The sequence below is a fragment of the Halomonas qinghailakensis genome (assembly GCF_025820815.1).
GTDB lineage: Bacteria > Pseudomonadota > Gammaproteobacteria > Pseudomonadales > Halomonadaceae > Vreelandella > Vreelandella qaidamensis.
Genome location: NZ_CP096973.1, coordinates 719,320 through 741,869, shown reverse-complemented (window position 1 = coordinate 741,869; position 22,550 = coordinate 719,320). Strand labels below are relative to the sequence as shown.

19 protein-coding genes are annotated in these 22,550 nt (G+C 50.7%); 7 read left to right on the top strand and 12 right to left on the bottom strand.

Going from position 1 to position 22,550, the window contains the following annotated elements:
* Nucleotides 1-13: 13 nt before the first annotated feature.
* From M0220_RS03450 to M0220_RS03430, 5 genes are all read right to left on the bottom strand, one after another.
* The gene (locus tag M0220_RS03450; protein ID WP_264018681.1) at nt 14-1,336 is read right to left on the bottom strand and encodes a nitrate regulatory protein; all 1,323 of its coding nucleotides are present in this window, start codon (nt 1,334-1,336) and stop codon (nt 14-16) included.
* A 77-nt stretch (nt 1,337-1,413) separates the two neighbouring features.
* Nucleotides 1,414-2,766, bottom strand: a complete 1,353-nt coding sequence (locus M0220_RS03445; RefSeq protein ID WP_264018680.1) for a NarK family nitrate/nitrite MFS transporter — start codon at nt 2,764-2,766, stop codon at nt 1,414-1,416.
* A gap of 306 nt (nt 2,767-3,072) precedes the next feature.
* Complete coding sequence (locus M0220_RS03440; protein WP_030069906.1) at nt 3,073-4,092, bottom strand: patatin-like phospholipase family protein; 1,020 nt, start codon at nt 4,090-4,092, stop codon at nt 3,073-3,075.
* Nucleotides 4,093-4,213: 121 nt separating this feature from the next.
* A complete protein-coding gene (locus tag M0220_RS03435; RefSeq protein ID WP_264018679.1) occupies nt 4,214-5,311 on the bottom strand; it encodes a CZB domain-containing protein in 1,098 nt (365 codons plus the stop codon).
* Between the two features lie 222 nt (nt 5,312-5,533).
* Entirely contained in the window at nt 5,534-6,259 is a 726-nt protein-coding gene (locus M0220_RS03430) for a murein L,D-transpeptidase catalytic domain family protein (RefSeq protein ID WP_030069908.1), read from the bottom strand.
* 100 nt (nt 6,260-6,359) lie between these two features.
* Here M0220_RS03430 and M0220_RS03425 point away from each other — a divergent pair, with 100 nt between their 5' ends.
* Nucleotides 6,360-8,000, top strand: coding sequence for a L,D-transpeptidase family protein (locus M0220_RS03425; RefSeq protein WP_264018678.1), 1,641 nt, complete (start codon nt 6,360-6,362; stop codon nt 7,998-8,000).
* An 81-nt stretch (nt 8,001-8,081) separates the two neighbouring features.
* Here the strand turns inward: M0220_RS03425 and M0220_RS03420 are convergent, their stop codons facing one another.
* Nucleotides 8,082-9,746: a peptidoglycan DD-metalloendopeptidase family protein gene (locus M0220_RS03420; protein WP_264018677.1), complete on the bottom strand. Its 1,665-nt coding sequence runs from the start codon at nt 9,744-9,746 to the stop codon at nt 8,082-8,084.
* 658 nt (nt 9,747-10,404) lie between these two features.
* Here M0220_RS03420 and M0220_RS03415 point away from each other — a divergent pair.
* Both M0220_RS03415 and M0220_RS03410 read left to right on the top strand, forming a co-directional pair.
* On the top strand, nt 10,405-11,325 hold the full coding sequence (locus M0220_RS03415) for a LysR family transcriptional regulator (protein WP_030069911.1): 921 nt from the start codon (nt 10,405-10,407) through the stop codon (nt 11,323-11,325).
* A gap of 99 nt (nt 11,326-11,424) precedes the next feature.
* On the top strand, nt 11,425-12,435 hold the full coding sequence (locus M0220_RS03410; protein WP_030069912.1) for a glutathione S-transferase family protein: 1,011 nt from the start codon (nt 11,425-11,427) through the stop codon (nt 12,433-12,435).
* Nucleotides 12,436-12,545: 110 nt separating this feature from the next.
* Here the strand turns inward: M0220_RS03410 and M0220_RS03405 are convergent, their stop codons facing one another.
* Nucleotides 12,546-13,028: a PRC-barrel domain-containing protein gene (locus M0220_RS03405; protein WP_030069913.1), complete on the bottom strand. Its 483-nt coding sequence runs from the start codon at nt 13,026-13,028 to the stop codon at nt 12,546-12,548.
* A gap of 59 nt (nt 13,029-13,087) precedes the next feature.
* Nucleotides 13,088-13,285, bottom strand: coding sequence for a CsbD family protein (locus M0220_RS03400; protein ID WP_030069930.1), 198 nt, complete (start codon nt 13,283-13,285; stop codon nt 13,088-13,090).
* Between the two features lie 520 nt (nt 13,286-13,805).
* On the opposite strand from M0220_RS03400, the gene M0220_RS03395 reads away from it, so the two are divergent.
* Together M0220_RS03395 and nfi are read left to right on the top strand one after the other, a co-directional pair.
* Nucleotides 13,806-15,518 carry a DEAD/DEAH box helicase gene (locus tag M0220_RS03395; RefSeq protein WP_030069932.1) on the top strand — a complete coding sequence of 571 codons (1,713 nt, stop codon included), beginning with the start codon at nt 13,806-13,808 and terminating at the stop codon, nt 15,516-15,518.
* Between the two features lie 158 nt (nt 15,519-15,676).
* Nucleotides 15,677-16,369 carry a deoxyribonuclease V gene (gene nfi, locus M0220_RS03390; protein WP_030069934.1) on the top strand — a complete coding sequence of 231 codons (693 nt, stop codon included), beginning with the start codon at nt 15,677-15,679 and terminating at the stop codon, nt 16,367-16,369.
* Here nfi and M0220_RS03385 read toward each other — a convergent pair.
* Entirely contained in the window at nt 16,362-17,078 is a 717-nt protein-coding gene (locus tag M0220_RS03385; protein ID WP_030069936.1) for a glutamine amidotransferase, read from the bottom strand. The genes nfi and M0220_RS03385 overlap by 8 nt on opposite strands.
* 150 nt (nt 17,079-17,228) lie before the next feature.
* On the opposite strand from M0220_RS03385, the gene tpx reads away from it, so the two are divergent.
* Nucleotides 17,229-17,732 (top strand): thiol peroxidase, encoded by a 504-nt coding sequence (tpx, locus tag M0220_RS03380; protein ID WP_264018676.1) that lies wholly within the window; start codon nt 17,229-17,231, stop codon nt 17,730-17,732.
* A gap of 61 nt (nt 17,733-17,793) precedes the next feature.
* Here tpx and M0220_RS03375 read toward each other — a convergent pair whose 3' ends face one another.
* Both M0220_RS03375 and M0220_RS03370 read right to left on the bottom strand, forming a co-directional pair.
* On the bottom strand, nt 17,794-18,462 hold the full coding sequence (locus M0220_RS03375; protein WP_030069941.1) for a gamma-glutamyl-gamma-aminobutyrate hydrolase family protein: 669 nt from the start codon (nt 18,460-18,462) through the stop codon (nt 17,794-17,796).
* A 29-nt stretch (nt 18,463-18,491) separates the two neighbouring features.
* Nucleotides 18,492-19,499, bottom strand: coding sequence for an amidoligase family protein (locus tag M0220_RS03370; protein WP_264018675.1), 1,008 nt, complete (start codon nt 19,497-19,499; stop codon nt 18,492-18,494).
* 128 nt (nt 19,500-19,627) lie between these two features.
* On the opposite strand from M0220_RS03370, the gene M0220_RS03365 reads away from it, so the two are divergent.
* The gene (locus M0220_RS03365; RefSeq protein WP_264018674.1) at nt 19,628-22,159 is read left to right on the top strand and encodes a mechanosensitive ion channel domain-containing protein; all 2,532 of its coding nucleotides are present in this window, start codon (nt 19,628-19,630) and stop codon (nt 22,157-22,159) included.
* On the opposite strand, the gene M0220_RS03360 is transcribed toward M0220_RS03365, so the two are convergent.
* On the bottom strand, nt 22,076-22,543 hold the full coding sequence (locus tag M0220_RS03360; RefSeq protein WP_264018673.1) for a hypothetical protein: 468 nt from the start codon (nt 22,541-22,543) through the stop codon (nt 22,076-22,078). The two genes, M0220_RS03365 and M0220_RS03360, sit on opposite strands and share 84 nt — an antisense overlap.
* Nucleotides 22,544-22,550: the final 7 nt, after the last annotated feature.

Below are 22,550 nucleotides of genomic sequence, written 5' to 3'. Positions count from 1 at the left end.
TGGGCTGTTTAAGCTAGTGTGTGTGCTTTTCTTCTTTGCGTTTCAGCATAGAAGATAGGTCGAGTATCGATTGCGCCATATCGGCCATGCTTTTGCTTTGATCCATCGATGTCTTACGCAAAAATCGGTAGGCTTCTTCTTCGGTCATTGCTTGGTACGCCATGATAAGCCCTTTAGCACGTTCAATCAGCTTACGTTCACGCAATGCTTTGCGGGTATTTTCCAGCTCATCACTAAGGCCTTGAAGGTGGCTTGATTGGGCGTGGGCAAGCTCAATCAATGAACGCCCTAATGGTGATGTTAAGGCGCTGGCGGTTAACTCACCTAATGGTTGACTGTCGCTTAAGGCTAGGAGTTGTTCACACGGAGCGAGTGGGGATTTCCCTTGAGGTGTTTCAGCTTGCTCTAAGGCTGATTGGACCTGTGTAATTTTTTGATGGCATAACGCCGTTAATTGACTATTTAGGGTGTCCTCAACGGTTTTAATACTATCGATACGTAACGTTGTCAGTTCGTACCATGTTTCGCCCAGCGCTTTGTCTGTGTGTGCTTTGTCTGTGTATGTGTCGTCTATGGAGGCTTTTTGTTGGGGGTGGCGGTGAGGATGGTGGCAAGTATGATAAGCAGTGTTACGCAGTTGTTGAATCCCTGCGAGTGTCCTCGGCGAGAGAGCCTGTTCCCAAGCGCGCAGAGCCTCAGCAGAGGCAAACTCTTCAAAAGTAGCAAAGCAGCGCTGTTGATCGCGGACTAATCGGCTCAGCAGTTCGCGGTGAGCGTCGTCAAAATGCCCTTGGGTAAAGCCAAAGGCACCGCAGGCACGTTCTTGTCCAGCCAGTTCTTTACCTTGCATCAAATGAAAAATAGCCACCAGTGCGCGAGTGATATCCGGGTCTGCCGAGGTATCTGCTGCTTCAAAGACAATGGCAAGAAGGCCACTAATGAGGTGATTAAGTGCTTGTGTTGCCGCATCAGGTGAAACAGCAAGCGAATGGATCGCTTGCCGCAGCGTGTCCAGGTCGTCCAGGGCAAGCCAAACCGCAGCGACTCTTCTGATTAAGCGTGCTGCTGCCTGTGGCCGCGCTTCTTTGGTTAATGCTTCTAATCGCTGGCGCATAACCGCTTCGGCTACTTGGCTACGCTCTACATACTCCTTGCGCCGAGTGGCAAACCGCTTACCTTTAGAGACAAGGTAAATCGTTGATGCCCCTCGCTCACGTTGGAGCGCATGAATAAAACCACTAATGTCGCCAACGATCTCTGAGGTGGTGGCTAAATGGTGCAGACTGTCGATATCGCATCGAAGGGCAGTTAAGAGTAGCTGTTGGGCTGAAGACATAATCGTTTCCTTTAACTCCCCGCCTGAGATGAAAGCCCCTCTATGGTGTGAAGCGCCTACAGAGGGGTAAGTAGACATTAGCGTAGTGAAAGTGCGCCTGCGTTCGTATCATCGCCGACTGCATCACGATAGGCTGTTGCTTCTTCGGTTTCTGTTGCATCGCTAAAACGGACTACCAGCACGCACGAAGCGAGTACTAAGACGGTAATGCCAAGATAAAAAAGCCCTTCTTGGTAACTAAGGCTTTCACTACGGAATAAAAAAGCGGCAGAGACAGCACCGACATTGCCACCTGCTCCCACGATACCGGCGACTGCCCCCAGTGCTTTTTTATTGATGAAGGGCACCACGCCAAAGGTTGCCCCTTCGGCCATCTGCACAAATAGACTAAATACCAGCATGATGCCGATTGCGAGGCTTAAAATATGCATTTGTGAGAAGGCAATAAGCGCGATGCCTTCACACAGCAGGGCGATAAATAGCCAGCGTACGCGCCCCTTTAAACCGCCTTGCTTGGCTAATAGGTCTGAAAAGACACCGCCAAGAGTACGGGCGAAAATATTCATCAGGCCAAATAAACCTGCGATTAACCCAGCGGTTGCCAGGGTCAGGTCAAACTTGTCGAAGAAGTAAATAGCGGCAATATTGTTGATGGTTAGCTCAACGCCAAAGCAGAGACCATAAACAATAAACAGCGCCCATACGCGAATATCTTTTGCTGCGGCTAGAAAGCTTTGTACTGCGCTATTTTCACCTGTGGCTTCGGGTAGTTCACCGCGGGCACGCAGCTCGCTAAAGTTGCCATCGGGGGCGTCTTGGGTAAACAGCCAATAGCCAATCCCAGTAAAAAACAGCACCACACCAGGTACCACCATGGCAAGACGCCACCCCAGCGTTTCACTGACGCCAAGCATTAGCAAACCCGAAAAAATTAACGGCATTAGGATTTGTGTTGTTCCACCGCCCAAGTTTCCCCAGCCAGCACTGGTGGCGTTGGCGGTGCCAACCACATTCGGCGCAAACATCATCGTGGTGTGATATTGGGTAATTACAAAAGACGCGCCGATGGCACCGATGGCTAAACGAGCGAGTAAGAAAGTTTCAAAGCTATTGGCAAAACCTATACCCATGACCGGCACGGCCCCCAGCATCAACAAACCGGTATAGGTTTTACGAGGTCCAATTTTGTCGCACAGCACGCCAATGAGCAGGCGGACAATAACGGTAATAGCAACGGAGGCAATAATGGTATTGCCGATCTGGGTTTGAGTGAGTGATAAATCTTCACGGACCACTGCCATCAAGGGAGCGATACCAAACCAGCCAAAAAAGCAGATATGGAACGCGAACCATGAGAAGTGGAAAGCACGCATTTGAGGAGTAGAAAAATTTAGTAGCCGGATGCGGTTAGCTTTATTGCGAATGTCCATGGATGGCCTCACAGAGCAAGCATAATACGAGTGGGTCAAAACAGGCGCTTTTAAAAAAGCACTATGTTGTTGACGAGAACATGCCTTCGCCATTGAAGGGCAGGTTCGACGCACTCGTACCCGTTGGGCCTGGTCCACGCCTACCATCATTTAGTAAGAGTGAAGCAATTAGTTCGCCATAAGACAGTTTTGCAAATAAAGTCAGGGAGTTATTTTACGTGTGATGGATAGGAAGTTTGCTATGTACGTTGCTGATGCACCACAGTGATACAGTTATGGCACAGATGTGCGACATGTGGGTGCCGGTTAGTCGTGTAAATAAACAGCATCAATATCCAGCGTTGAACGCTCACCAATCGCGTCAAAGTGCGTTTCTAACCAGCGCTCGGCAGCAGCGCGACCTTGTTCAAACAGATAACATAGAAATGCCCACTCTGAGTTCATTTTGCTCGATACTGAGAGATCCTCCAGCGCCTGTTCACCACTAATGCGGTGGAAGAGCGCTTGCTGATAGCAGTTTTCTATTCCTTGCTCATCTAGTGTGCGTTTGAGCAGTGCAATCATGCGTATTTCTTTAATCAGGGCTGAATTAAAGGTGATTTCGTTGAGGCGGTTCATGATGGCTGAGGCAGAGGTAGGTACTTCTTCCCTGCTAATAGGGTTAATTTGTACCAGCAGAATGTCTCGGGCACTACACTCCTCCATTAACGGAAATAGCGCAGGGTTGCCCATATAGCCGCCATCCCAATACGCCTCGCCTTCTATCTCAACAGCTTGAAATACAAAAGGCAGGCAAGCAGAGGCCATGACCGCATCTACACTCATTTCTTCGCGGCGAAAAACGCGCTGTTTTCCGGTGCGAACGTTAGTAGCTGTCACAAATAGCTTAAGCTGCTCACAGCGCCTGACACGTTCAAAATCAATATGTTCGGCGACAATATCGCGTAATGGATTAATATTAAGAGGGTTCAGTTGGTAGGGGGAGACCAGGCGGCTTAAAAGATCCATGGCCACATAACCTGGTGAATGATCGAGAGACCAGTTACCGGTCAGCACGTCTAGTGGTGAGCGACGAATTGGACTTGCCATACCCGCTCGGCTAACCGCTTTCCAAAACTGGTGCAGCGCTTGGCGAGCTGTCTCTTTGTTACCGCGGGTAAGGGCATCTGCCATGACCACACCGTTCATCGCACCAGCGCTTGTGCCACTGATGCCTTCAATGTCGATACGGTCGTCTTCAAGCAATCGATCGATAACCCCCCAAGTGTAAGCGCCGTGGGCACCTCCGCCCTGTAAGGCAAGGTCTATCTTTTTGATCTGCGACATCACTTTTCCCTGCTGAGTGGGTGATTAAATGCGGTAACCCACCCAGCATGGCATAAAAGCATGTGTTTAGTGTATGCCAGTTAAAAAGGTGTACATCACCAAAAGACCCTAGAGCGCGATGTTAAGGAGAATCTGCTAAGGGTGAGGAGTGGCCTATGGCAAGAGGGGTCTCATAAACGGCATGCTCCATCAATTTATCAAGCTGTAGTGCTAGCTGACTGCTGGCCTCTTCCATCATGGCTAGCGCTGCAAGCTGACCATTATGGTCACCTTGGCGGGCAAACGTGAGGGCATCCAAACCGCTTTCATGAAAACGCTTATGGGGAGCAGCTAATGCCTTATAAGCTTGCGTGTACTGGTAGCGACGACCATCCCCTGTAAGGCACCAGTGACTAAGTGAGCAGTGCTGGTGATCCTCTAGGCTCTCTTCAAAGTGGGCTGAAAGTAGCTGCTTATAAAGGCGGCTTTTCCATACTGCATGCTCAAGTTTGGCGGCGTGCAAGTAAGCAGTGGTTGTACTGTGGTGGATGACTTTATACATGTGGCGTGATTGGTCTATCAACTGCTCAATGACATGTTCTGCTGACTGGGCGGCACTGGTTAAAGCCTTTATTTCCTGCTGCTGATAGTCACGGATCTTGGCATCTTCGATAACGTGTGATGCGGTGCGCTCAACCCATTGCGCTAGCTGGTGTGCTAATTGTTGGGAGTGTTCAGATAGCTCTTGCAAATCCTTAACAATCGCTGGCATGCCTGCCGGTTGTTCATGGAAGTGGGCGACTTCCAAGGCCGCAGTGATAGCTAATGCTTTTGTATGGCCTGCGTTATGCGCTAATTCACTACTTAGCTGACGTATATCGTGAAAGGCTTGTTCCGTCACTAACGAAGATGATAAGTACGCGTCTGTTTGCTGGCAGCGTTGCCGGTGTTGTTGCAATGTTTGTGCGGTTTGCTCGGCTATGTGGAGACGGCTAAAGGTGTCGGTGAGAGTGGATTGTTCGGTGGCAAGATGCTGAGCGTGGACTTCTACGCCTTTGCTCAACGAGCAAAGCATATCTGCACCTCTGGCCTGAAGCATGCTGAGTGACTCAATCGGCGTCATCAAGCTGATTGCACGGCAACCTTGACGTTTTTTTTCAGCTTCTAGCTGGGCATTCAACGCTGCCACTTCTTGTTCAAGGCGATGGATGGTTTGATAAGGGTGCATAAAAGCAAACATGGCTAGTACCTGCGAACGAGTCAATAGCATTGTGATGTTTTGTCACAAAGTATTGCAGGTGGTTGCCATGAGCGCCGTACTTACAGTCTATTAATGATAAAAACCAGCCTCTTGCGATTTTTGGGTATAGGTTTCTTAATGTGTCTGGATCAGACTTAAAGGTCAGTCTTTCAGAGCAGTCGGCGTGACCTTTTTAGCGCTCCATGGGAATAATATCCACTATCAGCGTTGAGCCAAGTGATGAGCCCTATCGTTTGGACAACGTAGAAACTGTGATGTCGCTAACCACTCTTCATCAGGGTAGTAGGCAAACACATACTGGTTCTCTTTCAAGCTATCAATAAGCGGATACGTGATATCTTCACGCACGGCTGGGCAGCCGTGGCTACGTCCTAGCCTACCGGTTTGGGTAATAAAATCGTCGCTAACGTAGTCAGCGCCATGGATCACGATCGCTCGTTCGAATGCGAGGTCATTCACCGCAGGCTCTAAGCCATCCAAGCGCAGTGAATAGCCATTACGCCCATAGTAACTATTCATTGTGCGAAAGAGACCGATACTGGATTGATGGCTTTCAGGAATATTGGAAAACACCTCAGCCACCGCATCCCCAGAACCTTGTCCATGGGAAACAAGCTCTTCAAATAGCAGTGTATGCTGATGTAGATCGAAAACCCACATACGTGGCTCGGTGGAGGGTAGCGAGTAGTCAATGACGGCTAAACGCTCAGCGTCAGGATCGGCGCAACTAAGTGACTGAGCAGCGAGCCGAAGTGCTTCTGGCGTTGCCGTTGGTGCTAGTTGCAGTAATTGATGATGTAAAGGAGAAACGCCGGGAGGCGCTGCAGAAGCGACCTGAGCAAAAAAGCTAGCAGCCTGTAAAGGAAGGCTCAATAACACCAGTGGAAGCGATAAAACGATGGTAGAGGCGCGTAAGCAAAAAGACATAGAGAGCAACCCTGCAATAGATATCGACGAAGGAGACATGTAAACGGCTATGATAAACAAAGACAGCGAACAGCGATGAATAGTAACGCAAGGAGGAGCGATGAACGAGACAACGTTAATAAGACGATGGGCGATAGGGATGGCCCTATGTCTGACGCTGACCCAAGCGCCCCATTTGGTTAATAGCGCACAAGCAGAGACAGGTTCGCTTGAGCAGGTGTTAGCTCAACAAACAAAGGCGCAAACGAATGCGTTACTGCCGATTAAGGATTTTTACCAGCAGCTAAATCAGCAGCCCGCCTGGCAAGATGTTACACATGTTGAAGCGCTGGTGAAGGCGTTAAACAGTCTTGAAGACGATGGCTTAAACCCTGAGGATTACGACGCTGACAGCCTGTTAGATGCCTTTCAAGCTAGCCAACAAGCGGGGAAGTTAGCGCAAGCTGATTTTGATATTCAGGCCACGACAGCCTTGCTTTTAGCGCTTGAACATCTTTCGCGGGGCAAGGTGAATCCAAACGAGGTCGAGCCTAAATGGGATATCCCTAGGCCTGAACGTCGTTACTCGCTGTTACGCATCACCCATGCGCTGGAAAATAATGATATTCAGGGCGCACTTGACTATGTGAGGCCCTCATCATCGGAGTATGCTCAGCTACGCGAGGCACTACGTCATTACCGCACGCTGGCTGAAAAAGGTAGCGTCCCCTATTTGGCGGGCCGAGAGGAGGCGCTTCGACCAGGTGATACCCACGAAGATGTGCAGATACTGCGACAGCGCTTGGCTTATTGGGGCGATGCTAACCTACTGGCCGCGGATAGCAATGCTTACCCAATGATTGGCGTGCAATCAGCCATTAGTGACCAGCGCACCTACGATTCGGAGTTGGAAAGGGCAGTTAGACGTTTTCAGCGTCGTCATCAGCTGCAAGAAGATGGTGTTGTGGGTGAGCGCACGCGACTTGCATTGAACACGCCACTCTCTTCGCGTATCGATCAGCTTCGTGTCAACTTAGAACGGGCTCGGTGGATTAAACCTACGCAAACTGATGAGCCACGAGTTTGGGTTGATATTGCCGGTTATCGATTGCACTACACTCGGCCTAATGGTGAGCACTGGGATGCTCGCGTTGTGGTTGGCACACCACGGCGCGAAACGCCGATTATCCATTCGGCGATTAGCCACTTAACCGTAAACCCTTCATGGACGATCCCGCCGACTATTATGCGTGAGGACGTGCTGCCTCAGGTAAGGCGAGACCCTGGCTATTTAGCACGGCGCAATATTCAAGTGTTAAGTTCTTCCGGTGAGCGGCTTGACGCTGATGCTATTGACTGGCAACGGCCTGGTGCTGTGATGCTGCGTCAAGTATCCGGTGGCGGTAATCCGCTAGGCCGTGTAGTGGTGCGTTTTCCCAATAGTGAAATGATCTATCTACACGATACGCCAGCAAGAGGGTTGTTTCAGCGTGACCAGCGAGCACTAAGCTCTGGTTGTGTCCGCGTTGAAGGCGTCATGGAGTTTGCGCAGCTACTGCTTCAGGATAGTGGTAGTCGCTATCAGCTATCTTCGTTACTTAGCAGCAGTGGAAGTGATCGTAATGTTAATCTGCCTCAGCGCATTCCTGTGGCACTGCACTACTTAACTGCCTGGCCGAATGCCCAAGGGGAGGTTGAGTTTCGCGATGATATTTATCGCCGTGATGCCAGTTTGTTGGCTGCTCTATCACAAGCCGTCTAACGTGATAAGTGGTTGATACATTCAAACCAATAACGCCGCCCAAAAAAGGGCGGCGTTATTGTTTAATGCAAAGCGAGTAGCTTACTGCTCTTCTTGGCGCTCGTAGTTGGCAACGCTGATAGTGCCTGTTTCACCGCTATCTAATGCTGCCAGCATTGGCTCAGCTTGGCGCTGGAAAGCAATTAACGTGTCGCCGCTAAGGCTGGTATTTTCAGGCAGTTCTACGTTCATTGCGTTTACTGGGGTGTTATTAACGATGACTTCGTAATGCAAATGAGGTCCCGTACTACGCCCTGTATTGCCAGAGAGTGCAATGCGCTTGCCCATTTCAATGCGCTCGCCTTGAGTCACTAGGGGGCGTGAAAGGTGTAAATAGCGGGTGCGGTAACCGTTGTCATGGCGAACGACAATGTAGCGTCCAGCGGCATGATGATTGCCTACCCGTTCCACTCGGCCACTGGCCGGAGCCACAATGGGGGTACCAATGGGCATTGCAAAGTCGGTACCGTTATGGGGGCTGATACGGCCAGTCACAGGGTGTTTGCGGCGCGGATTGAAATGGGAACTCAGACGATAGCTGCCTTCAAAGGGATAGCGCGAAAAAGCAGGGTCTAAGCTGCTCCCTTCGGGTGTATAAAAGTTGCTATCGGTGGCATTGCGAAGGAGCGTTAAATCCATGCGTTCGCCGTCATACTTAACCGCTAGAACACGAGAGTCGAGCGCTTCTCCGTCAATCATGTCTGATTCAACTAACACCTGGAAGCGATCCCCTCGACGACTGTCGCGGCGAAAGTCGAGCTTCTTTTCAAGTAGTCGGGTTAGTTCGGTAACGGCACCGCTGCTTAAGCCCGTTGCCTGGGCAGAGCGTGCAAAGCTACCGCTTACGCTACCTGCATAAAGGCGCTGTACTGCTTCACCTTGGCGCTCAATAATGGTGGCGGCAAAGTGCTCTTCATCCCGCTCAAGTAAGATGCCGTCGCGGGTGTTTTTCATCATACGCAGAGACAGTAAGCGACCATTTTCATCTAACTGATAGTCGAAGCTATGACCGGCGCGCCAATGAGTGAACATGCGCGGATCTTCTAGGCCCTCTAGCAGTGTCAGCACTTCGCTGTAGCCAAGGCCCAACTTCTCCTGTCCTAGCAGTGCAAATGTTTCACCAGACTCGACAATATGCGTCTTCCACTTAGGAACGTAGGGTTCGTCTGTGGCAAGTTCCAGTTCAAGAAACGAGACATCATCAAATAGCTCAATGCCATAGTCTTCATACGAAGTAGCATCGGCAATTTCGACAGAGGATGTATTGTCGACATCAAGCATGCCACTTGAAAGCGTCCCTAATACCACGGCCATGTGAAGCGCACCTTCATCAAGCTGAGTACTAGCATGGGGGGCATTTGTTACGACGCTAGCCATGGAGGCTTCTGCGCTGGTAATCACATCCAGGTCGACAATTTCCGTTGGTGTGAGATCGTCCAGCGGGATATGGTCGCGCGTAGCATCAATGGCGCGTGAGGCTCTATCAATGGCTTCAGCAACGGGAGTGCGCTCTTGGCGTAACGAAGGAACCCCAGGAGCAGAATCGCTGGGAAGCGGTACAAGCACGCTCTCCAGCGGTGTGTGAGTTTGGTTTAGATCGTGATAGGTCGTGATTAACTTTTGTGTGCCCAGCACAGTGACCATAGTAGCCACAGGTAACAGTAACAATTTATGCGTGCGGGGCAGCGAATAAAGAATTCGCAACATGGGTAAATGGGCCGCCGAGTTCGTGATAAATAAGTAACATGAAAGAAAGTGAACCCAGGAACCATACCCCATGACAGCAAGAGTGAACAGACTGTATGCCTATACACTAAATGCTCTTTTACTGGAATGAGGAAACAATAAGATAAGGAGTGCTGTTTTTGAACACTGTTCGCTAAAAAAATTATTTTTTTGAAAAGCCGAGGAAATAAATTAATACGCTAATTAACCATAGGGAAGTGGTGATAGGCAATAATTTTCACTCACTATTAAAAGTAAAATTAAGGATATGGTGGAGTTGTAGTGGTCTTGTGATAGGTCTGTATAAGTTGTAGGTGCTTGAAAGCCCGCCGCACACCAGAAACTGATTGCTAAGCACAATCTTTAGATTGCAAGGCGCTTTCTGTGAAAGGCACGTGGTATAGAATTTCTTTTTTTGTAATAAATTGATTTTTTCTGTATCTGACAAAGTTAGCCTCAACAAGCAGCTGTTAACAAGCAGTTGTTGAAGGTGTTGTCGTGCTTAGTAAGCCGGCTAGGGCAGTCTGCTGAATAGGAATAATTGTTTATAAGCAAGTACTCAGCGCTTTTTCCTGGCATCCTAGAAGGGTTTTCGAAGATTAAGCGGATTATTTCGCTGTTTAGCGTCGAGGGAATCGAAATGTCTCGAGTAACTCTTGCACAGTGGCAGATGCTGGCAGCCGTTGTTGACCATGGTGGGTTTGCGCGGGCGGCGGAGGCTATTCATAAAAGCCCATCTACGCTTAACCATGCTGTGCACAAGCTAGAAGAGCAGTTGGGTGTTCAGGTATTGGAGCCGGTAGGCCGGCAGGTGCGTTTAACTGAAGCAGGCGAGCTATTGCTGCGCCGAGCACGCCAGTTAATTGAAAGTGCCGCCTCATTAGAAGACGTGGCGACACGTTTGGCAGCAGGACTGGAAGCGGAAGTGGTGGTGGCGATTGATCAAATTTTTCCAGCCGCCGCCCAAGCGAAAGCACTTGAGCGTTTCTCGGAAACGTATCCTCAAGTCAGAGTGCAGCTACATGAAAGTGTGCTTAATGGCGGTACGGAAATGCTTCACGATGGCCGTGCTGACCTGGTGGTCTCAGGTATTGAAGCGCAAGGCTTTTTAGGGGAGCCATTGGTTAATGTGCGATTTATTGCGGTGGCACATCCGGGGCATATTTTACATCAGCTTGGACGTTCGTTGGATTTGCGTGATCTTGCCCAACACCGGCAACTGGTGGTGCGTGACTCAGCGCTACGCCAGTCTACCAATGCGGGATGGCTTAAAGCAGAGCAGCGTTGGACAGTGAGTCACTTACATACCTCGTTGGATATGCTGACGCGTGGGTTAGGGTTTGCCTGGATGCCAGAAACCCGGATTGCTGATGAACTTGCCTCTGGGCAGCTAAAGCCTTTACCGCTAAGCGCTGGTGGGATTCGTGAGGTGCCAATGCAACTGATATTTAGAGACCGAGACCGAGCGGGTCCTGCAGCCCATGCCATGGCGCAAGCATTGAAGCAGGGAGTAACAGAACTCTGCCCTCAGGATTCGATTTCCTCGAATGAATCACCGTAAAACATCCGCTTGAGCATCTGGTAGGCGGGCGTATGCTGAATGTAATCAGTACGAATAATGCGTTTGTTGCATTTTCTTATTACAACAGGAGGCGCCCCGATGGGACTGCTTGTTAATGGCGAATGGGTTGATCAGTGGTACGACACTAAAAAGCATGGCGGTGAATTTGTCCGCGAGTCTGCTCAGCTGCGTGATTGGATTGGTGAAGCAGCTGAGACAGGGGCTGAAACAGATGGGCGAAGCTATCCCGCGCAATCAGATCGTTACCACCTTTACGTATCGCTTGCCTGTCCTTGGGCGCATCGAATCCTCATTATGCGCAAACTAAAAGGGCTGGAATCTCTCATTGGCGCCTCACACGTCAGTCCATTAATGCTGGATAAGGGCTGGACATACGATCAAAGCGAAGGTGCCAGCGGGGATCCTATCAATCACGTCGATTATCATCATCAACTCTATACCATGACTGACCCCGCTTATACGGGGCGGGTCACAGTGCCGGTACTTTGGGATAAACAACGCAGTGCAATAATTAATAATGAGTCAGCTGATTTGATGCGCATTTTTAATCGCGCGTTTGATGAGTTAACCGGTAATGATTTAGATTTTTATCCTGAAGACTTGCGTAGCATTATTGATGACGTCAATGATGATGTGTACGACCATATTAATAACGGTGTTTACAAGTCGGGCTTTGCAACAGAGCAGCAGGTGTACGAAAAACACGTACAGGCCCTATTCGATGCCTTGGATCGCATGGAAAAACGCTTGAGTGAGCAGCGTTATTTAGCGGGAGAATGGTTAACGGAGGCGGATATTCGTCTGTTCACTACGCTGATCCGTTTTGATGCTGTCTACTATGGTCATTTTAAATGTAATTTTAAGCGCATCGAAGATTACCCAAATCTCGCCCATTACGTTCGCGAGCTATATCAGTGGCCAGGTATAGCAGAGACGGTCAACATGGATCATATAAAGCGCCACTATTACTACAGTCACGACACGATTAATCCAACCCGCATCGTGCCTGCCGGGCCGCTATTAGGATTAGAACGTCCTCATGACCGTGAACGCTTACCAGGGCAGGGCATTCGCCGCCGAGCATCATAGGCTATAAACAACTACTGCTAAGAGTCATTGTTAATAGAAAGGGCCACCCAGAAATTGGGTGGCCCTTTTTGCTAATTAACCGCTAGATTGAATGATTTAAGCTAAACCGCTTACTCGTTATCATTAACGGCTTCGCGAGTAGACTGCCAAGCGCTTTGAGCGCCTTCTTTGGTGGTTTGCCATGCATCACGCGCATTGTTTTTGGTCTGCTCCCACCAATCACGATCATAGGTGGGGAACGACTCAACCTCTTCTTGAGAGGCATCAAGCATAATGCGGTGTTCGGTATCGCCGTCACTTTCTGTATGGGTTTCCAATGTAAATTGGTCAGAATTGACGACAATTTCGCGACCACCCAGGCCTAGCACCGCGCCGCTCTCGATCACCAACGCCGAAATTCGCATCTCTTCATCAAAGAGTATGTCTTCGACTTCACCAATTTCTTCGCCAGAACCGCCGTTAAAGAACACCTCTGCATCCAGGATATCGTCAGCAGAGTACATTCCTTGGGGTTCGGTAGACGCCTGAACACCAAACGCTAAACTGCTTAGAAAGGCAGCACTGATCGCGGTCGTGAATAGTGATTTACGCATAGCATCTCTCCATGGGGCTATCAATGTGCGATGTAAAGTACGCAGTTACTCGGCAAATCTTATAAGCCGTTCGCCCAATCATCAGCACGCCGCTCGGCTTCTTCCTGCTCCAAGCCATATTTTTGCTGTAACTTGCCGACAAGTTGATCTTTTTTGCCGCCAATTTGGGTAAGCTCATCGTCAGTTAGTTCGCCCCAGCTGGCGCGCGCTTTTCCCTTCATCTCTTTCCAGTTGCCTTCTATCTGATCCCAGTTCATAGCATCACTCCTTGAAGTTAGTGAACATTAGTTAATAAATATCAGTAGGCATCTCTCAGGTTAGACGAACAGCGAGTATGTGCAAGTCTGAATGTTGATAGCGGTAAATGTAAAAAAACTAGTCATAAGCTATTTGCGATGTTAGGATGCGCCCTCCTCGCATGTGTTGACCCCTCCATCACGACGATAAGCAGTTTCCAATGTAGCTTTGACTACAAAGCGAAATGCTTGCGGGAACATCTTGCCAACTGCAGATGTTCATTGCTGTGAAGATGGCGCGCCTCCAGCATTTCACCAAACGGGTGAAATCGGCGCAGAAGGTCGCCACAGCGGTTGGCCCGCTAACGCGAGTTTGCTAACCGAATGCTAGGTGCGACCGGCGTCTCCGACTCCACTGATGATGATATCCGCTTTGCGGATCCTTGCTTATTAATATGCACGGTTACGCGTATTAACAAGCAGAGTCAGAGACGCTTACGATGTTTTTTGCCGGAAAAACCGGCCTACCAAGGTGTGATTAATGACCTCGACTTCTGTCGCTTCGCCGAGCTTCGGCGATCTTGCTCTGTTGCCTGCCGTTCTCTCTGCTGTTGAAGCACAAGGCTACGAAATTCCTTCGCCGATCCAGGCGCAGACTATTCCTGCGTTGTTGGAAGGCCGCGATATGCTGGGCCAAGCACAAACCGGCACCGGCAAAACTGCTGCGTTTGCATTGCCATTGTTATCGCGTTTAGAACTTACCCGTCGCGAGCCTCAAGTACTGGTTATGGCTCCGACCCGTGAACTTGCTCAGCAGGTTGCGGCTTCGTTCAGTAAATATGGCCAAAACCTTAAGGGTCTTGAAGTAGCGATCCTTTGTGGTGGTCAAGAATACCGTGAACAGTTAGGCGCGCTAAAGCGCGGTGCCCAAGTCATTGTTGGCACCCCTGGCCGTATTATCGATCACCTAGATCGCGGTAGTCTGAAACTCGACGGTCTTTCAGCACTGGTGCTGGATGAAGCTGACGAAATGCTGCGCATGGGCTTTATCGACGACGTAAAACGCGTGGTTGCCGATACCCCTAAAGATGCTCAGCGTGTGTTTTTCTCGGCAACGCTGCCGACTGAAATCGAGCGCATTGTTAACCGCTACTTGGTTAATCCGGTGAAAGTCGCGATTGAGTCGCGCACCACAACCGGCGAAAACATTGAGCAGCGCATTGTGCGTGTTGATGGTGGTGCTAAGCTCGAAGCCCTGGCACGTATTCTGGAAGTTGAGCCAGTCGATGGGGCCATCGTCTTTGTGCGTACTCGTGCTGCTTGTACCACGCTGGTTGAACAGCTGACAGCGCGTGGTGTTAACGCGGCTGGTCTGTCTGGCGATCTGGACCAAAGCCTGCGTGAACGCACCATTACACGTTTGAAGCGCGGCAAAGTTGATGTGTTGATTGCGACAGACGTCGCTGCGCGCGGTCTTGACGTGTCGCGTATTACTCACGTTATTAACTACGATCTGCCCCAAGACGCAGAAGCGTATACCCACCGTATCGGTCGTACCGGTCGTGCGGGGCGTAGCGGTATCGCGATTACGTTCGCAGGTTTCCGTGAAGGCCGTAAAGTGGGCTGGATGGAGCAGGCGACCGGTCAGAAAATGACCGAAATGCCGCTGCCAGACGAAGCAGCTATTCGCGCTCACCGTGATGAAGTGTTCCATCATCGCGTTGTGGCGGCACTGACCAAAGGTGCTGAAGAACAGCGTGCGTTGGTTGAGCGCCTGGTAGAAGAAGGCCATGACGCCGTTGAGCTAGCCTGTGCCTTTGCCGCTATGGCGCGTGCTGACGAAGCACCGATTGGTCGCTTGCAGGCACCGCGTAAAGAGAAGCCGATGCGTGATGGCGCGCCTGGTGCCAAGCCAGGTGGCCGTCGCGAGCGTTCCAGCGCACCTAGCGAAGGTATGATTCGTTACCGTGTTTCCGTTGGCCATAAAGATGGCGTTAAGCCTGGCCAACTGGTTGGCGCACTGGCGAACGAAGGTGGTATCGAAGGCGCTCGTATCGGTCGTATCGATATTCGTAACGCTTTCTCGGTCGTTGAGCTGCCCAGTGGTTTGCCTTCCACAATTCTGGCGAAAATGGCACGTGCCCGTGTTGCTGGCCGCCCGCTAGAAATCAGTGAAGACAGCGCTCCTGAGCGTGCGCCACGTCGTCGCCGTGATGATGGTGATGCGCCAGTTCGTCGCCGCGAACGCGCTTAAGTTAATGTGTAGCGCCCTATAGTGGTGCTTCAAAACGACGTTTAACGATCGTTCTATCCCCTTACGCTTAACGGCGTAAGGGGATTTTTTTTGCCTGTTATTGTCGCCGGAAAGTTGAGCTACGCTAGTACGGTCATCAATCAACAAAAGGGACATGCATGGACGCGTCACTACATGAATGGAATCTAGCTCCAAAAGAGGCGATAGCACTGCAAAAAACGTTGGCAAAACGACTCGAAACTGCTGATCGTATCGACTCTGTACAGCACATCGCAGGGGTGGATATTGGGTTTGAAGCAGGCGGTGATATTACTCGGGCAGCGGTCGTTGTTTTAATGTGGCAGCCTGACAGCACACAGCATTTGGCTGTGGTAGAGCAGGTGGTTCATCGTGAACCAACGCGTATGCCCTATATTCCTGGCCTGCTCTCTTTTCGTGAAATTCCAGCCGCTCTGGAAGCGTTCGCTAAGCTTACGATCAGACCTGAGCTGGTAATGGTCGACGGTCAGGGAATTGCCCATCCTCGACGGCTTGGCGTAGCTGCTCACCTGGGGCTATGGCTAAATTTACCGACGGTCGGCATCGCTAAATCCCGATTAACGGGTCAGTATGAAGAGGTGGGAAATATGCGTGGTGATTGGGTGCCTCTAACATCAGGTAAAGACGTTATTGGTGCCGTGCTACGCTCGAGGGAAAATGTGAAGCCGGTATTCGTATCACCTGGACATCGATTATCCCTTGAAACATCGCTTGACTGGGTGGTGCGCTGTTTAGGGCGCACCAAGTTACCAGAACCCACGCGACTAGCGGATCGGCTTGCGTCAAGACGCGACCAAAAGCGGCTTATATAAAACGTAGGAAATGGCGCAACAGGCCAGAGGCTGCTTGAGTATCGGTGATGGCATGAATAAGTGCGTCAGGATTTTCACCTTGATCGCGCAATGCGGCCTTCTGGCGCTCGATATAAGCATGCATGACTGCGGGGGTAAACTCCGGGTGAAACTGAACACTCCACTGACGCGGGCCATAACGCAACGCTTGATGAGCATCGTGGCTGTTATGCGCTAACACGGTGGTGTTAGGGGGCAATTGCATGACGGCTTGCGCATGGGTCAGGTGGGCAGGAAAGTGTGAAGGTAGCATGCTAAAGAGAGGGTCTTGATTGCCCGCTTGGGTAAGCCGTACGTTGCGCGTTCCTGATTCTCTTCCGGCAGGGTGGTAATCGCTAATGCCACCGAAGGCCGATGCCATTAGCTGGTGGCCATAGCACACGCCAAGCATAGGGACGTTCTCGTCTAGCGCTTGCACAAGCCAAGGTTTTAGCGCCTCGCTCCACGGCTCCTGTTCGCTCACCATGCTATGGGACCCCGTGAGCATAATGCCTGCGAATGAGGTAGGAGAAGAGGGAACGCCTTGTTTGCGTGCATCCCAAACGCTTAGCGACACGTGTTCTGGCAGTGCAGTCGTCAGTTGATTAATAAAGAGCTGTTCGAAATCACCGTATTGATCGACCACTTCAGGAAAAGCGTCACCGGTTTTGATAATGACTAAAGAGGTCATGGCGTTCCCGTCGTTGTTTGAGATGGATCGTGAAATATGGATCGTGTGAGATGCGTTGTGTCAGAGGAAAGGTTAGCCCAATCAGGGTATTACCCTGTAAGCTGATACGTCTCACCATACACCTTTTTCGCTTTATATTAGGAGCCTTATATGCAAAAGATAACCCGTGCTGGCGAGCCTATGGATGTTGCGGGCACGCTGCCTGCTCCAGGTGATGCTGCTCCTCTGATGACGCTTACCAATACTGATCTGGAGGATGTCACGCTTGACACCTACTCGGGCAAGCGCAAAGTGTTGAATATTATCCCAAGTGTGGATACGCCCACGTGTGCGGTGTCTACACGGCGGTTTAATGAGCTGGCCTCGCAACTGGATAATACCGTTGTGCTGGTTGTGTCTGCTGATCTGCCGTTTGCAGCTAAGCGTTTTTGTGGCGCAGAGGGATTGGATAATGTGGAAACCTTGTCCACCTTCCGCCATCGAGAGTTCCAAGAGGCCTGGGGTGTCGCGCTTGCTAATAGTGCAATGGAAGGATTGTGCGCTCGTGCCGTGGTAGTGCTCGACGCAGATAACCGCGTGTTGCACAGTGAACTGGTGAGTGAGCTGAAAAATGAGCCAAATTACGATGCAGCGCTAGCGTCACTAAAGCGCTAATGTTGAAGCACTGATCAGCGCAATGCGTGCCGGTCTAGCGCGCATCTTATCAGCGTCTTTCTTAGCGTTCATGCTTTGCCGCCGCCACTAGTGCGCTGATTAAGCGCTGTTGGGGGCGGTTAAATATAAGCCACTCTGGATGCCACTGAACGCCGATTAAAAAGTCATGGTTTGTGGACTCAATTCCCTGCACTAGCCCATCCCGGTCGCGGGCAACAATATTAATGCCGTCACCAGCTTTATTAACCGCCTGATGGTGCAGGCTATTCACGCGACACCACGTGACGCCTAGTAGCTGATAAAGCTTGCTACCTCCGACAATATCTACGGTTTTGCGTGGTAAAACCGTACGCCGTCGCTTAAGCCCTTCATGGGTGGTGTAGATGTCAGGGTCGAGAGTGCCGCCCAAATGGACGTTGATTAGTTGAGCCCCGCGGCAAATTCCCAGCACAGGGGTGTTTTGCGGAATAAAACGGCCGAGTAGATTGAGTTCCAGTTCATCGCGGGCCGGATCCAGCCGTACGTCTAGCTGTACTTCGCCGCCGTAAAGATGTGCTTGAATATCATCGCCACCACCAATAATTAGACCGTCTAAGTACTCAGGCAAGGGGCGTGAAGGAGATAAGCGCAGCGGCTTTCCCCCATGGCGCCATACGGCGAACCAGTCAAACCACCAGGCTAGATGACTTTTTTGATCAGAGGTTGTAATCCCAATAAGCGGTCGAGACATGCTGGCAAGTTCTCACTAAGGCAGTGTATTTAGGATGACTTAAATAGGCCAAGCAGCTTCGTTTTACAGCGTCTCCACCAAGGCTGGCTGTGTTCGGCAATATATTCATCGCAGCGCGCACGCAGTACGTTACTGTTTGCGGCTAACTTTTCTACCTCGACCCAGCGATTCCATTCCACTACCGATCCCCAGCCAGGATGCGAGAGCTGCGCGTTCGGTAGTCGGTAGTGAAAGGTGGGACGTGGTTTGGTGAGCTGTCCATGCAGCAGTTCATGGGGGTGATCTGGGCGTAGATGGGCAAATAACGGTAACAAATCTAGCTCCCGATTCCGCGTAGGGTTGTAGTGTAGATAGTCATTAATAAACGTATCTAGGTCGGGCTGATAGCCAGAGTCGAGAATTTTTAGCGCGTACTCTTTATGAAATGGGTTCGCGTGTGGCAGTACTTCACGGGTAATGTCGACTTTTATTTCATCACGTAGCCAGCTGGCTAGTAGCAAATAGGCCTGCATCATCGATAAAAGGTAATCAACGTCAAAACGCTCTACTTCAGGATTTAAATGCAGTCCAAATCCATAGAGTAAGCTGGCATCTGTTCCTTTTGCGCCTTTATCACGAAGGGCATCAAATAGTTGGTCTAGTTCGTTTAGCTCATCCCAAGGAATCGGTGGGCAGACAATTTCTGTAGGCACTAAGCCAGTGACCATGTCGCCAATCAGTTCGCGGGTCTTTTGATGGAACTCGATTCGCCGCTGATGCTGCTGGCGTGCCCATTCACTATCGCTTTCATGGTGGTCTTCCAGTAGCGTCTTGTCAGGATGGGCATACTGGGTATCTAGCTCGATACCGAACTCCCCCCATCGTGTTGCTTCTACCAGTAGCCGATGGGGACTTACCACGTTAAGCTCACCTCCAAATAACTCGCGTACCAGTTCAGCGGTATCACGCGGCGGCAGTCCGGCGAATTCAATTTCTACACCGACGCGCCTTGTTTTTCCGTTACTGTTAGTACGGTTAGGAGGAGCTCGCAGCGTCATCTCGGTATCCTTGAGGTGAACGTTTAGGCCACCAGCCTATCATAGTCACGCGTTAAGGCTGAGGGTATTAAATTAAGTAAACGCTAACTAACCGACGGGTCAGGTCGGTCTATTTCCGGGAGTCAAATGTGCGACAGCACTGGATAATTAATATCGTGTTAAGCGTTTTTTTAACGCTGTTCATAAGTCTGGCAACCCAGGCTCAAGCACAAGGTGTTTCTCTGCCTAGCCTGGGCGGCAGCAATAATGCATCAGAAGAGCAGAGCGTTAGTGATGAAAGTTTCCAAAGCTCGCTTAATGATGTGATCTCAATGTTGGAGAACGAAGAGCAGCGTAAAGCGTTGCTGGACTCCCTGCGTGAATTACAGCTCACCACCGATGCAACCCAAGAGGACAAAATCGTCCATCAAGGTTTATTAGGTGCGTTAGCCGATACCCTGTCTGATATTGGTGAGCAGGCTCAGGCTGGTGATTCACCGATTGACGAATGGTCACGACAATTAGTCCAAGGGGCTGCCGATTTACGCGCATTAAATGATGGAGCCGACCAGGGTGAAGCGGTGCGTGCAGTGGCAGACGGTGCCGTTCTTGCGTTTGTTTGGGTGGTGCTGTTGGTCGTTATGATTGCGTTTGGTCGCTTAATCGCCACGCGGCGGGAATGGCCGCTGGACTTACCGCGAGACCCAAAAGCATGGCTACTGGCAATGCACTTTTTACGCCGTATGCTGCCTTGGGCGCTGTCATTCGCGATTACGTTGGGGATTGGGCAGATATTACCTTACAGCCCAGGGCGTACGGTTGTATTGGTTATCGCTTATGTGTGTGTCTGTGGTCGTGCGTTATCGGTAGTGATTGAAACGGTCATCGCGTTTTTCAGCCGAGGCCACCGTTTTACAGCGGTACAGGTGCTGCAACAAAAAGCCTTGCGCGGCCTGTTTGTGATTGGCGCATTAATTGCTTTGGGCGACGCAGTAAATTCCACTCGTTTGGTTGAGTTGTTGGGTAGTGAGCTTTCCAGTTTGGTTTCGGTCCTTGCGAATATGCTGGCGGCGCTGCTTTCGGCGCGCTTCATATTTAAGTTTAAACGACCTGTCCGCCATTTGATCTGTAACCGCCCTTACAAGCAGCGCCGGGATGCTAGCGCCGCCGTTGAAATGATTCGTGCACTGGGCGGCCTCTGGCATATTCCTGCGCTATTGCTGGTAGGCGGCTCATTATTGGCCATCTTTATTACCGTAGGAGATGTGGGTACAGCGCTTGCACGCTCGATTATTTCAGCAAGTTTATTGGTATTGACGTTAGTGGTGACGGGCTTGCTGAGACGTCAATCTGAGCGCTTAGGTAAACGCCGTCATCGTCGCCGTTACAGTCAGTATCGTAAGCGCTTAGAGCGCTTTGGCTTTGTACTTGCTCACCTTTGCGCCTGGATGGTGTTCGCTGAACTGTTTATGCAGGTTTGGGGCGGTTCGCTTTTTGGCCTTGGTCAACAAGCGGTAGCTAGTGCCCGCATTGGTCAAGCGTTGGTAAGCCTAGGGTCAACTATTTTACTGGCTTGGTTGGTATGGATATTTGCTGATACGGCGATTCAGCGGGCGCTAACGTCATCTGCGCGCTCTCGTGGTAGGCGAGTGAATCAAGCTAGGGCGCAAACCATTACGCCGATGATTCGTAATGTGATTTTTGTCACGATTTTGATTATCGCAGTCATTGCCGGGCTAGCAAATCTTGGGGTTAACGTTACGCCACTACTTGCGGGTGCGGGTGTTATCGGCTTGGCGATTGGTTTTGGTGCCCAAACGTTGGTGCAGGATTTAATCACCGGGATCTTTATTCTGATTGAAGATTCACTAGCCGTGGACGATTTCGTTCAGATTAATGGCCACATGGGGACTGTTGAGGGCTTAACGCTACGCACTGTGAAGCTGCGTGATTTGGATGGTGTTGTCCATATCATTACCTTTAGCCGTATTGAGTCGATTCATAACATGTCGCGCCAGTTCGGGATTGCGCTGATGCGGATTCGTATCCCATATGCGATGAAAATTGATGATGCGATTACGCTGATGCAAGAAACAGCGCAAGAGCTTCGCAAAGATCCTATGATGCGCCACTATATTTGGTCACCCTTAGAAATGCAGGGTATCCAAGGGTTTGAGGATGGATGCCCCATTCTGCGAATGCGTTTTCGCACAGCGCCCGAAATGCAGTGGGATGTATCGCGTGCCTTTAATCTTCTATTGAAGCAGCGCATGGAAGCGCAGGAGATCGATCTGGGCGTACCACGTCTCAGTGTCAGCATGGAAGCGCGCTCGGAAGATAGTAGGCAAGATCGTATGCCCGAAGAGAGCACGAAAACAGAGAGCATGAAAACTGAGAGCATGAAAACAGAGAGCACTGGCACCGATTTTACGCTTGACGAGCCGGGTGACCAGAGCGGGGGAGACAAGAGCTTGAGGGGAAAGACCAGCGATGAGGGCGGCGACAATAGCCCCCATAAGCGACCTACGCCACCAAAACCCGCTCCGCGTCCGACAGAAGCAGAAATGCGCCGAGATGACCGAGAGCGGGCCGGATTGTCATCCCATACCAAGCCCAAGGCCCAAGGTGAGCCCAAGGGCGAGTCCTATGCCAGCGCCAAGGGTGAACAGGGTGATGAGTAACCATGGGCCTTTAAAACGTCTCCAGCGGTTATAAAGCGATACCGCTAGGCTAACGCGGTCAATCAGCTCATCATGGCGTGATATGGCGTTATCGGGGGGTAGGGAAAAGTCATTGGCTACATTACCTTGCCAATGCGCTCCGTGGGTTAGCCCAAGCCTAGCCCGTAACTGGCCTATATCACTGACCGTTTTGTGGAGCTTGTTGTAAGCGTCGCGATGCTCTGCAACGCCCAGCACGGTTTCAGCATCTTGGCGCAGTGCGCTGTTTGGGCAGTGCGCCACCGCGTTTTCGATGTCTTGATCGCTCGCATCGGGTGTCAGAGCCAGTCGTTGATACAAGTCGCGCATAATGTTCGAGTTGATACTCGCCGTCGGTGTGGGCACTTAGCCC